Raw genomic sequence first — 12,232 nt, 5'->3', positions numbered from 1 at the left:
CCGTCGATGGCCGCTTCACCTCGACGGAATCACGGTTCGCTCGGCTCCTCAAGACAGTTCTGCAACAAAATCGGCCAAGAGCGGAAGTCGTTCGTACACAGGTTGCTCGCAAGCCCAGCGAGACGGATCGCTGGGCCACAACTAAAATCATGCGGTCCAGAAGTTGCTCTTGATCAGATCGATCTCACGCTGCTTTCACCAGCACGGCCACCCGCGTGGTAGCTGACCACTTCTGAACGCAAGGCCTTCGTTTCACCAGTTCCAGCCGCCGTAGTAGCGCGGAAACAGCGTTGGCCGTCCGGTGACGTAGCTGCGGTTGGCGTAGCCGCCGCCGTAATAGCCAGCAGGGTAACCGCCAGCGGCATAAGCGTCGCCGTAGTAGCGCGGAAACAGCGTTGGTCGTCCGGTGACGTAGCTGCGGTTGGCGTAGCCGCCGCCGTAATAGCCAACAGGGTAACCGCCAGCGGCATAAGTGCCGCCGTAGTAGTAGCCGCCAGGGTAGCCATAGCTGCTATAATAATTGCCAGGGTAACCCCAAGCAGTGTCTACGTGGGGGCCGCCACGATAGTACCCATAAGGTGAGGTGGCGGCACCGACTGCGGCGGCTGTACCGATCGCGGCAGCGCCGAGGCCGGCGCCGACGACCCCATACCCATACGCCGCCCGCCGGCTCTGTCGACGAGCAACGCCCGCAACGCTCAGGGGGGTCAACGGGCGACCGATCCTCGCCTGGGCACTCTCGACTGACAATGAGACTCCGCGTTGCTCACACCAGTCAAAGGAGAGCAGCGTCGCGAACGCGAAAGTCGAGGTCGCAATTGCAACCTTGCTGAGGCTCATCTGCTTCATGGATGTTCTCCACTGCGCCTGCCCCAAAATCAAAAATAGGCCGTCGCTGATGGACGCATTGCGCCAGATCAAGCCTTCAGCGGATCACCGCGCTCTGGATAGGGCAGAAACACTGGTGCATTGAAGACCCTGTTCCCGCAAATTCGTTTTATCCAGCCGCGCGTGTCCGTACGGAACGAGCCGATATGCGCGTTTGTCGTCTGCCGCAACTCTTTGATCTCCCGCATGCCGGGATCAGATAGCAAATTGCCGACCTATCTCGACAACCTGGTCCCTCGGCAGCTGGAGATATTCGACAGCCTCGCTCGAATTTTGCAGCAGGAACGCGAAGGTGCTTCCGACCGGGCGCGGCAGCCCTTTGCCATCCTCGCGTGCCGTGATCGTCGAGCGCCCGACGAAATAGGTTACGTTGGAGGGATCGACCGGGTAGCCCCTCGCGTGGGCCCGTCCCAGCAAGGCTGGGAGATCGGGCTGCTCCATAAAGCCATAGTGAGCGTGGACCCGCCAGACTTGCGGCGCGATCTCGCGCACCTCCGTTCTGTTCTCGTCCGCCACGTAGGGGATCAACTCCGTGACAACGTTGGCAATCACGATCGATCCGTGGAGCGATCCAACGTGCCTGAGGTGCCAGACCACGATAGGCGGAACGTCCCGTGTCAGGCGTGCCACGAATACCGCGGTGCCAGCCACGCGAGGAATACTGCCGCTCGCGAGCTGTGCTGTGATGTCACCGATGGGGATCTGCATTTCGTCCACTTGTCTTTGCACGGCCGCGATCCCCGTTTGCCAGACCAGCATCACGTAGCAGATCAAGGCACCGAGCAGCAGCGGCACCCATCCGCCCTGGGCGACTTTCATCATGTTTGCGGACAAGAAGCCTACATCTAAAATGGCAAAAGCGATGCCAATCACGATCACGGCCGGCAGTGGCCAACGCCAGATATCGCGCATCGCCATGGACAAGAGAATGGTCGTGGCCAGCATGGTCGCCGAGACTGCGATCCCATAGGCGGCGGCGAGTTTGCTTGAGCTGCCAAAGCCGATGGCGAGGGTCAGCGTGACCAGCATGAGCAGGTAGTTCACGGCGGGCAAGTAGATTTGCCCGTAGCCCTCGGCCGAGGTCTGGGTGATGTGCAGCCGCGGCAGCAGCCCGAGCTGGATCGCCTGGCGTGTCATCGAGAAGGCGCCCGTGATGACGGCCTGGCTGGCGATGATCGTTGCAAGCGTGGCAAGGATCACGAGCGGCAGCAGCAGCGGCGCGGGGCAGAGGTGGTAGAAAATGTTTCCCTCGAACTGTGCGCCGCTCAGCGCGTAGGCTGCCTGTCCCGCATAATTCAGGACCAGGGCCGGAAAAACCAGAGCGGACCAGGCCAGCCGTATCGGAGCGCGGCCAAAATGACCCAGGTCGGCATACAGCGCCTCCGCGCCGGTGACGCAAAGAAACACGCCGCCGACGACCAGCAGGGTCGTGAGGCCTCCACCTGAAAACAGGTAACGCAGGCCCACTACCGGGTTCAGTGACCACAAGACGGCCGGATGCTGTGAGATCCCCCACACTCCCAGCAGCGAAATGGTCGCGAACCAGATCAACATGATGGGCCCCAACAACCGGCCAATGCGCGCAGTGCCATGGTGCTGCACGGCGAACAATGCGATGAGGATCACTACCGTTGTTGGAAGCACGTAGCGCTCAAGGTGAGGTGCTACGATGTTCAAGCCCTCCAGTGCCGACATGACCGAGATTGCTGGCGTGATCGCAGCATCGCCATACACCAGAGCAGCGCCGCACAAACCGAGGACCAGGATGAAAGGTTGTCGCCCGTGCATTTGGCGAAGAAGTGCCGTAAGCGCCAGAATGCCGCCTTCGCCGCCATTGTCGATACGCAGGGCGATGGTGACATACTTCAGCGAGGTGACGATGATGAGTGTCCAGAGGATGAGCGATAACGCGCCGAGAATTGCTGCCGGTTCTGAATGAGTACCGCCGGTGACGTCCAGCACGGTCTTCAGCGTATAGAGTGGACTGGTGCCGATGTCGCCGAACACAACGCCAAGGGCAATCAGGCCCAGTGCTGGCAGGTTTGGATGCCCTACGGCGGAATGCGGGATCACGGCTGCTTTGTCAGACATGGTACCCGCTCAGTCCTCTCGAGCCTGGCCGGGTGATGATCCCGGGGTGGATGTCGATGAGAGCAAGGCACTTTAGGCTTGCGACTTGTCCTTGATACTCGGGCCGACACTTTGATCCAGATCAAGGAAAGCCGCCCGAGGGCGGCTTCTCAAATTCGATGGAGACGAACTTAGCGCCGTTGGCATTGCATGGAGCATCGCCGGGCGAACCCAAGCGATGGCGGCCGTTTGGGTTTGCCGAAGATTCCGAACTTGCTTGTTGCGAGCACGAATTCTCGATCCGATCAGCGGAGATCAATATGACAGCGGTCGATATCGTATATCGCTATGCTGCGCATGACATTTCTGCGAAACCAATGCCGTTTGACAGCAGCGCAGCTCTTCTCAGGCTGAATAACGGCAACAGGGGTTTTTCTGCGCTTCTTGATCACATCAACGATGACACAGGCGTCATTCAACAGATCATCCCGGTCGATCCGCGCGACCTCGGTCTCACATCGGATGGCGCCAGATCGGTCAAGCAGCGTCCGTTCGCCGCTGTGCTTGGCTGCTCCGACGCCCGCGTGCCGATCGAGCTGATTTTCAATGAGGGGCCGAACGACCTCTTCGTCGTCAGGGTGGCCGGTAACGGCCTTGGAATAGATGTTCTTGGCAGCGTCAAATATGCGATTGAAAATCTGGGCGGCACTCTGAAGCTCGTCGTTGTCCTCGGGCATAGCGGGTGTGGAGCCCTGACCGCGGCTGTCGATATTTTCCTGAACCCGAGCAAGTATCTCGCCCTTGCCGCCAAACATGGGCTCAGGAGTATTCTCGATCGCGCGCTTCTCGTCGTGCATGCCTCCGCCAATAAACTAATGGCCATGTTTGGCCCTGACGCGGCGCAGCGTCCGGGATACCGGCAAGCATTGATCGAGGCGTCGATCGCGACGAACGCAGCGCTTGCAGCTTACTCGATGCAACAGGAGCTTGTTTCGGGCGGGTTGACTGAACTCAGGGTCGCTTATGGTGTTTATATCATCGAGACCCGAGAGGTGTGGGCACCGCGCCGGACTGATTTCGATGGTGTCGGCCTGGCGGTCGTGCCTCGCGATCCGTCTGGCTTCGGCGACCTGGGCGACGCGATCGCAAGATCGGCTCGGATCGCATCGTTTCTGAGTTCGTGAAAATGGCGAGCAAACGCCGTCCGCAAGATGTGGCGGCACAGTCGTTCGCCCGGCCGGACCCGCGCGCCAAAGCACAAACCGCTGCGACGACGATAACGGTCTGGACAGTCTTTGCATGAAAGCGAGGATTACTATGCAATTGTCCAAAGTCGCTGGTTTCGCGCTTATAGCCGGAGCAACAAGCTTGATGTCGGCGTCTTCAGCACTTGCCGCTCCTGAGTGTCCAAAGCTGGTGGGACTGGCGGATTGGGGTGAGAATTCGACCGGCGACATTAGCGTCGCATCAGGGGGCAGTTGCCTGTTTCCGATCCCCATGCGTGGCACGGTGAAGAGCTCGGACATTCTACAAAAGCCGACACACGGCAAGTTGAAGAAGCTCAACCCAACGAGTTACGAATACAGGGCGAAGGCAAAATATGTGGGAAGCGATATGTTTGCCATCAAAGCGACGGGGCAGGGGCCGACGACCTCTGGGACGTCGGTCATTACCGTGCACGCGACGATCAAATAGCGTTCTCGCGTCCATGGCGTGATGAACGCCGTGAAAAGTTTCCGAGGAAAGGCAGATCGAACAACGGTCGGAGTTGGACCGCGATCCGCCTATGGGTGAGCCACGCTGACCATTGAGACAGATCAGAGAGTCGGCCGCTCGTTCCATTCCATCCGGGCAGGGTCGGCGCTGAAGCTCTGCGTGGTTCAGGGCTTCAGGCCGGCAATCTCGGCGTGTCAATCCTGGCCGAGGAATTGAGCCATGGCGGAATTCGTCGAGGCCGCAAAGCACGTGATCGGAGACCAGTTGTCCCGGGAATGGGGCATGCTGATCGGCCGCGAACACGGCCCATTGGCATTTCGCATCGTCATTCAACCGATCGTGGCTGCCTGTCTCGCGATCCGCTCTGGAGTGAAGGACTCTCGGGCGGGTCGGCCCGCTTACGGATGGACCGTCGTCACAACAACCGATCCGGTTCATCGGCGTGAACTGATACGGAAGGGCTGGAGGGACGTGGGCCGGCTCTTTGCTGCAGCCGTTGTTATAGATCTGGTCTACGAGATTATCGTCTTTCGCTGGATTTATCCGGGTCAAGTCCTGATCGTTGCTGCCACGCTGGCGCTGCCGACCTATTTCCTGATCCGCGGATTGGCAAACAGGCTGGCTCGAAGGTGGCTCAACTCGGAGCAGAGGAGGCTCGATGCGTGAGTGGGCTTCAAAACCAGCGAAGCCGGACCGCTTCTGATAGCGGAAAACGACTGCGTTCCCATCCCTCGTTTGCCGACACTGAAGCTCAAGGATGGTGGCCACTAGTGGTGGCCACCACCCCCTCCATGGTGGCCCTCAAGGAAGACATAGTTCTGCCAGCTGCGCATGCGCAGAAGGATTTTCCGCAACAACGAAAGCTCGTGAAAATGCTCGGTGTAGATGGCAGCTTCGCCTTCCGAACCGAGCGGCACCTGGTAACCGGACACGTCATCGACGAGGTCAAGGACGGCCAGAGCCCGGTCTCCGGTCGGCGGCCCCTCGACATTCACCAGCGTGCCCGTGGTTTGAAGCTGGCCTGAAGCAATCGCATCAATCAAGAGGCGAACCTTGGCCTTGAAGACGCGACCCGGTATGCCCTTGAACAGAACTTCGGCTTCATTGCCGGGCCGAACGCGCTGCAGGGCGTTCTGCTGGAACGCCGCTACCAAAGCCCGGTCCCTTTGGCTGTCGTTGACGAAAACCATGGCCGGACGGAAGGGCGCCGGGACCACATACACGCCCGGCCGCAGGGCCAGTTCGGTGACAAAGCCGCCTGCGGGGGCTCGAACAACGGTCTGGTCCAGATCGTATTGCGCATCCGCAAGCTCGTTGCGCAGACGCACGATGGCCGAGTGTTCACCATCAACCATCGCGCCATATGCTTGCCGGGCACGATCTTCGGCAGCGGCGACTTCGGCGACCGTCTGCTTTGCTGCATCGAAGTTACGCGTTGCGGTGTCGAGTGTTGCCTTCGCCACAACGTTTTTCTGGAACAGCGTCGACTGACTGTCGTAGTTTTCCTGCGCGAGCAGCAGTTGGGCCTTCGCCTTTGCGGTCGCCGCCGAGGCCTGATCAACTGACGCCTTGAGCTGGGCGACGTTGGCCTCCGCGTCTGCCAGCCCCGCCCGCTTTTCCGCGACGATATATTCGTAAGGCTTGGGATCGATCTTGAAGAGAACTTCTCCGGCTTCGAGGTGCTGGTTGGTACGGTCCTCAACCGGCACCTCGACCACGCGACCCTTCACCGCGGGGAGCACCGGGGTGACCGCGAAATAGATGCGCGCATTGGTTGAAAACGGGTGATTGTAGGCCATCGTTATGAACAGCAGCGAAAGGCCAACGGCGCCGCCAAGCACTGCCGTCACCAGCGTCCATTGATTGACCGGAATTCTGAAAATCTTGAAGATGGCATAGCAGAGTGCGGCGTAGGTCAATACGAGCAAGATTTCCATCCGCGACCTCCCACTCCGGGATTTGAAGGTGCATCAGCTATCGCCGAGCACCTCGGCTCTTCGAATCTGCCCCTTCCGCCGCAGGGGCGCTCGCCTCGTCAACTGAACCCGATGGTCCCGGCGACTCGACTGCAGCCCGTGGCTTCCCTTTGCTCAATTGAGCTGCTCGATCTCCGATCTCGAGCCTGGCCTCGATCTCTGCCATGCGATGCCTGAGTTCCTGCAACTCAGCCACCGCCTCCTCCGGCGAGGCCGGCTCGCCCGGCTTGTGAGCGAAACCCCAGCCTCGATCCGGCTGATACATCATTGCCCAAATCCAAAGGAACGGCCACAGCACATGCAGCAGGAAGAGGCTGATCCAGCCAGCGGCGTGGATCGCGTCCGCGTGCGGATGGTGACGCGCGTGCGCGATCCGAGCCGGAATGTCGTGGATCGCGATCATGCCGTACACCAGAACGATCACCACGAAAAACAGCAAGCCAAGTGCGAAGTAGTTCAGGAATGGATCTTCCATGAACGCCCTCATTCACGTGAGCACAAGGTGCTATTAAACGCTCTATATCGAATAAGGTCGCCCGCGCCTCTTGCGTCCGGTGGCGGCGGTCAAGTTTGTTTCATGGCGTGGGCGCTATCTCACTTCTGCCCGATGCGATCGTGGATCGCAACGCCAACCCAAAACTCGCCTTGTTCCGCGAAATGCAATTGACATAGATCAAAGCCTCGCCTTGCCGTCACTGCACCGATGTTCGCCCGGAGCGAAAACGAAGATCGGCACGGGCCCGGCGCCCGCAAGGCGACATTCCGGGAGCGGGGTCGCATTTCCGCTTTACCCTCGAAAGCAGACATCGCGGATTTGTGAGTCCACCCCTCAGTTCAGGCTGCGGGTCAGAAGCCGCAGCACGATCGCAAACAGTTCGTTCTGCGCGGAGATGCCGAGCTTCTCATAAGCGCGTTTGCGGTAGGTCAGCGTGGAATGCAGGCTGATGCCGAGTTCCTGCGAGATCGCCTCGGAGCTCAACCCTGCGAGAATGCCGCGACAGACGTCCTGCTCACGCGCGGTCAGATCGCTGAGCGGCGCCTGCGTCGCAAACAGCGCGGCGATATTTTGTTCGGGACGCGGGGCTGTCGTCTGGAAATGGCGCGCGACGCTCGCGCCGATCGCCGGCGCGATGGTCTTGAGGCGTTCGAGCTGCGCACGGCCAAAACGGCCCTGCGCGGCGATGCGGTAGAAATTGACGTAGAAGCAGGTGTCATCGACCCAGATCGCGGTGGCGAACTTGTCGACGATGCCGGAATCCTGGAAGAAGATCTTTCGGTAGCGCGCGTCGTACATGCGCGGCGCGAAGGCCGGCAGCAGGATCGGCGCGGTCCTCACCTGGCCCTCGAACAGCGCGTCGCGGTTAGGATCTGACGCGTGGAACTGCCCGGCATAGGCGGCGCCGAGGTCGCTCCCGATCGGAATGTTGCCGGCATCGAGCAGGCAGCTCGCCGTGCCCTTGCTCGTCAGGGCGAACACCATGCAATGGCCGACATCGGCCTGCCTGCGCAGCGTTTCGATCAGGACGTCCGGAAAATCGGGGCGACCGATGGCGAGCACGGCCGGCGTGATGTCGCCGGCTGCCAAGCCTGATCCTGTCCCATGAGGTCGCATCGCTCTCCTCCGCCAAACGTCTTTTGACGGAGGATATCAGCAGCGGCAACACGTCGGAAGTCTGCGCTTTGGCTTCACTCTGTACCTGGCATAGGATCGGCAAACATTGATGTCGCAGCGGGGTGGGACGAATGAGCCGCTTCCTGTTGATTTGCGTGGCCGCTACCTGCCTTGCGGGAACTCTGCTTTTCCATTCCTCTGGAGCGAATGCGGTCTATTGGCGCGGCATAACCGCGCCGACAAATATCGACATTCACGGATGGCCGATCATCAAAGAGCCTCCCCCCAGCCCATGCCAATGGATACGGGTGAGCGGTGGCTACTGGGTCCGGCAATGCATTTACTAGGCCGATATGGACGAGATCGCCCGGCGGACGTTCATGGCGACGGGCCTCATCATGACCGCGGTTGTCGTCGGCTCGGGCCTGTGTGATGCGCTTGCAAAGCCTCGCTTTTGATCGTTGGCTCGAGCACTCATTTGGACGCGAAGTTCGCTTTCAGCAGGCCCCTTGGTACTTCGATCCGGACCATGATTGGTGGGATCCGCCGCCGATGGAAGCCGTATCTCATCTCACGCGACTGTTTGAAGACCCGGAGCCAGCGTTACAGGGATTTGCTGTCAGCCAAATTGCACAGGGCTTGACCTACCTCGTCAACACGAGCGCTAGCGGCGACAACAGATGGCTTTGTTCAACTGATGTGCCGGTCAAGGACCGGATCCGCTGCGTTACCTCCGTTGCTACTCTATTTGCGAAATTGTTTGAGCCTCGTTGCGCTTCCAGTCTGTCTCACCTCAGCGAAGCCGATGCCGGAACGCTGAACTGTGTTTGCTACATGTGGTGGGATGTGTTTCCGAGCCTGGCGCTTTCCGGCGACCCGGACCTTCCAACTCTCCACGATTGCGCGCTGCGTACCATGGAGCGCATCCTTCACCTCAACTCGCTTGCCTGCCAGGAGAGCGCCTTGCACGGGCTGGGACACTGGCAGCGAGGCTACAGCGAGAAAGTCATCCAAATCATAGACCGCTTTTGCGAGGCGCATTCCAAGGCTGACCCCCGGCTGCTGGCCTATGCCCAATCGGCCCGCAGCGGATGCGTCTTGTGATCCTGACCTGCGCTTGTCACGATGACAGGAGGTCCAGGATGCACGGCATCGGCTGTGAAGCCTGACGCTCCCAACTTCCGTCCTCAGCAGCGCGGACGAAGTGATTGAATGACATCTTGCTGAGAATAAAATTCACCGGACTTCATGTTTTGGGGACATAGCCTCGCTATTCAATCACCTCGTCGGCGCGCGCGAGCGCCAGCGGCGAGATGGTGATTCCGAGCGCCTTTGCTGTCTTGAGGTTGATGACCAGCTCGTATTTTATCGGTTGCTCGACGGCGAGATCGGCGGGCTGCGCACCTCTGAGAATTTTATCTACATACACCGCGGAACGACCAACGAATTCGCTCATATTCACCCCGTAACTCAACAGTGTGCCGGCCTCAGAGAAATCCCGATAGCTGGCGATCATGGGTAGCCGCCCTCTTATTGCGAGTTCTGCGACCTTGTTCCGGTACGGTGCAAACGTCGAGGTCGTAATAAGCACGAGACCATCTATCTGCCGCGGGACAAGTGCGGAAAATATCGCATCAAGCTGCTCTGGACCTGACACGTTAAAGTGTTGGATCTGAATCCCCAGAGACGCCGCGGCCGCATCCAGTTCTCCCATTTGAGAGTTGAAGGCAGGATCCGCCGAGTTGCCGAGGACACCTACTTTGCCGATATCGGGGACAGTCTGCTTTAGAATTTCAAGGAGCTTCCCGACGAACCCCGCAGCTGCGGTGAAGGTGGTACCAGTGACATTGCCACCCGGCCGACTGAGGCTGGAAACGAGCCCCAGCTCAACAGGCTCGGGGGTGAAAACCATGACGATCGGGATGCGGCTGGTTGCATTCTTTGCCGCAACCGCCGCCGATACGGCCGGCGCGACGATAAGATCAACATTGCTCTGAACCAACTCGACTGCAAGTTGCGGCAGCCGCGCAATGTCTCCATCGGCCCATCGATATTCAATGCTGATATTGGTACCTTCGATCCACCCGAGCTCCCTCAATTTTTGCAAAAAAGCATCAAGGATGCGCCGCACGGATTCGCGCGAGGGAGCACTTAGATAGCCGATGCGATAAATCTTCTGCTTTGGCTGCGCGCGCGTCGCATCTGGCAAGATGGCCGCCAATCCGCCGAGAAGAATTATGAAATCGCGCCGCCTCATATCGCGAGCTTACCGGTATGACCTGACGGTTTGAAGGAGGTGAATCGAAAATTAGCATGGATTTCGGTGCGGTCCGGGAGAAGGCCAGTCTGCTTTGCTCCCGGGAGAGGCTCGCAACCGATCCTTCAGTCCGCTCGGCAGCAGCGGCGACGTGTCGGAAGTGTACGGCCCGCGGCCTCGTGAGTCCCGGCTCCGCGCAGCGGCGTTGCACGCTGCAGCGCGTCCGGGACACGAGAGTTTGCGATCAATCAGCAGTCTCGTGGCCCGGACGCAGCACAGCGCTTCTTCCCTGGCGATGCGAAGCATCGTCCAGTGCGGTGCACTGCTGAGCCGGGGCCTAGCGCCGCTACGAGTTCTACCCCGCCGCCGCCTTCGCCGGCGCGACGTTGATCGCGAGCTTGCCGTAGCGGTCGGTGAAGGCCTCGGTGTCGATTTCCTCGAGCTTGATGGCGCCGCTCATGACGCCCTGCTTCCAGGCCTCCTGCGCGGGATCGTTCTGGAACTCCGGCATCACCTCGTGGCCGAACAGCTCGAGCGATTCGCAAATGTGCTCGTGGCTATTCTTGCCGGCCTGGTTGAGCAGGATCACCTGGTCGATATGGGAGCTCTGGAATCGCCTCAACTTCTTGCGGATCGTCTCGGGCGAGCCGATCAGGCCGCCGCGCAGCGCCGCCTCCTGCGCTTCCGGATTGTCGCGCTTCCACTTGTTGTACTCGTCCCACATGTTGACGGTGCCGGGCGCAGGGCGCTGGCGGTTCTGCGAGGCGCCGTAGAAGCGCAGCGCAAACTGGAAGAAGGTGGCGCCGTCGGCGCGCGCGCGGGCCTCCTCGTCGGTCCTGGCGCACATGAAGAACGAGACCAGCGCCATGTTGGGGTTGATCTCGTAGTCCGCGAGCTTGTGCAGTCGCTTGGTCATGGCGTTGTAATAGGCGTGCACCCAGGCATGCGCGGCATCGGCACTCACAAACTGGAAGCCGAGCGCGCCAAAGCCGTGGCGGCCGGCGCGCTCGATGGTCGGCAGTTGCGAGCAGGCCATCCACAGCGGCGGATGCGGTTTTTGCACCGGCTTCGGCACGACGTTGCGCAGGGGGATGTCGAAATATTTGCCGTGATGCTCGCTGCCACCATCCCCAAACATCGGGAAGATCGCGCGCACGGCTTCCTCAAAAACCTCCTTCTTGGTCTCCATGTCGCGGCCGAAGGGCGTGAGCTCGGTGATCGAGGCGCTCTCACCCATACCGAATTCACAGCGGCCGTTGGACAGGAGATCGAGCACCGCGACGCGCTCGGCAACGCGCGCGGGATGATTGGTCGTGAGCTGGAGGATGCCGTGGCCGAGCCGGATTTTTTGCGTGCGCTGGCTCGCGGCCGCGAGGAAGGATTCCGGCGAGGGCGAATGCGAATATTCCTCCAGGAAGTGATGCTCGACCACCCAGGCATGGTCGTAGCCGAGCCGATCGGCGAGTTCCATTTGCCAGAGCGCGTTCTGGTAGAGCCTGAGCTCGTCGCCGGCGATCCAGGGACGGGGCAGTTGGAGCTCATAGAAGATGCCGAACTTCATGACGCGCCTCTCCCAAGTTTTTGCCGACGATTATTCTTGTTATTTGCATCTTAATGAACGAGCCGGCGCTGTCCATCGCGGCACAATTCCGCGAGGTGGGACAAGCGGAATTTACTCAGGACAACCTTGGGTTTATTATCCGTACCGCTGCG

11 protein-coding genes are annotated in these 12,232 nt (G+C 60.1%); 4 read left to right on the top strand and 7 right to left on the bottom strand.

The genetic code is table 11. The features are described 5' to 3' along the window. Positions 1-252 precede the first annotated feature (252 nt). Together JQ632_RS40510 and JQ632_RS27430 are read right to left on the bottom strand one after the other, a co-directional pair. Positions 253-711 carry a hypothetical protein gene (locus JQ632_RS40510; protein ID WP_249152563.1) on the bottom strand — a complete coding sequence of 153 codons (459 nt, stop codon included), beginning with the start codon at positions 709-711 and terminating at the stop codon, positions 253-255. A gap of 372 nt (positions 712-1,083) precedes the next feature. Then, positions 1,084-2,979, bottom strand: coding sequence for a potassium transporter Kup (locus tag JQ632_RS27430; RefSeq protein WP_212405758.1), 1,896 nt, complete (start codon positions 2,977-2,979; stop codon positions 1,084-1,086). Positions 2,980-3,278: 299 nt separating this feature from the next. Between JQ632_RS27430 and JQ632_RS27425 the strand changes: the two genes are divergently transcribed. The 3 genes from JQ632_RS27425 to JQ632_RS27415 all read left to right on the top strand — a co-directional run bounded on the left by JQ632_RS27425 (position 3,279) and on the right by JQ632_RS27415 (position 5,340). Next, the gene (locus tag JQ632_RS27425; RefSeq protein WP_212405757.1) at positions 3,279-4,142 is read left to right on the top strand and encodes a carbonic anhydrase; all 864 of its coding nucleotides are present in this window, start codon (positions 3,279-3,281) and stop codon (positions 4,140-4,142) included. Between the two features lie 133 nt (positions 4,143-4,275). Next, positions 4,276-4,653, top strand: coding sequence for a hypothetical protein (locus JQ632_RS27420; protein ID WP_212405756.1), 378 nt, complete (start codon positions 4,276-4,278; stop codon positions 4,651-4,653). Between the two features lie 240 nt (positions 4,654-4,893). Beyond that, entirely contained in the window at positions 4,894-5,340 is a 447-nt protein-coding gene (locus JQ632_RS27415) for a hypothetical protein (protein ID WP_212405755.1), read from the top strand. A gap of 101 nt (positions 5,341-5,441) precedes the next feature. Here JQ632_RS27415 and JQ632_RS27410 read toward each other — a convergent pair whose 3' ends face one another. The 3 genes from JQ632_RS27410 to JQ632_RS27400 form a co-directional block, all read right to left on the bottom strand. Then, complete coding sequence (locus JQ632_RS27410) at positions 5,442-6,611, bottom strand: HlyD family secretion protein (protein ID WP_212405754.1); 1,170 nt, start codon at positions 6,609-6,611, stop codon at positions 5,442-5,444. Between the two features lie 37 nt (positions 6,612-6,648). After that, positions 6,649-7,125 carry a DUF3302 domain-containing protein gene (locus tag JQ632_RS27405; protein ID WP_212405753.1) on the bottom strand — a complete coding sequence of 159 codons (477 nt, stop codon included), beginning with the start codon at positions 7,123-7,125 and terminating at the stop codon, positions 6,649-6,651. A 354-nt stretch (positions 7,126-7,479) separates the two neighbouring features. Next, positions 7,480-8,262: a helix-turn-helix transcriptional regulator gene (locus JQ632_RS27400; protein WP_212405752.1), complete on the bottom strand. Its 783-nt coding sequence runs from the start codon at positions 8,260-8,262 to the stop codon at positions 7,480-7,482. A gap of 432 nt (positions 8,263-8,694) precedes the next feature. On the opposite strand from JQ632_RS27400, the gene JQ632_RS27395 reads away from it, so the two are divergent. Continuing rightward, positions 8,695-9,366: a hypothetical protein gene (locus tag JQ632_RS27395; protein WP_249152562.1), complete on the top strand. Its 672-nt coding sequence runs from the start codon at positions 8,695-8,697 to the stop codon at positions 9,364-9,366. 166 nt (positions 9,367-9,532) lie between these two features. On the opposite strand, the gene JQ632_RS27390 is transcribed toward JQ632_RS27395, so the two are convergent. Together JQ632_RS27390 and JQ632_RS27385 are read right to left on the bottom strand one after the other, a co-directional pair. After that, a complete protein-coding gene (locus tag JQ632_RS27390; RefSeq protein ID WP_212405750.1) occupies positions 9,533-10,519 on the bottom strand; it encodes an ABC transporter substrate-binding protein in 987 nt (328 codons plus the stop codon). 355 nt (positions 10,520-10,874) lie between these two features. After that, complete coding sequence (locus tag JQ632_RS27385) at positions 10,875-12,080, bottom strand: LLM class flavin-dependent oxidoreductase (protein WP_212405749.1); 1,206 nt, start codon at positions 12,078-12,080, stop codon at positions 10,875-10,877. Positions 12,081-12,232 lie beyond the last annotated feature (152 nt).

It is taken from the genome of Bradyrhizobium liaoningense (assembly GCF_018130955.1).
Lineage (GTDB): Bacteria > Pseudomonadota > Alphaproteobacteria > Rhizobiales > Xanthobacteraceae > Bradyrhizobium > Bradyrhizobium liaoningense_C.
The sequence above is the reverse complement of the archived record's forward strand: the minus strand, read 5'-3'. Positions and strand labels throughout refer to the sequence as shown.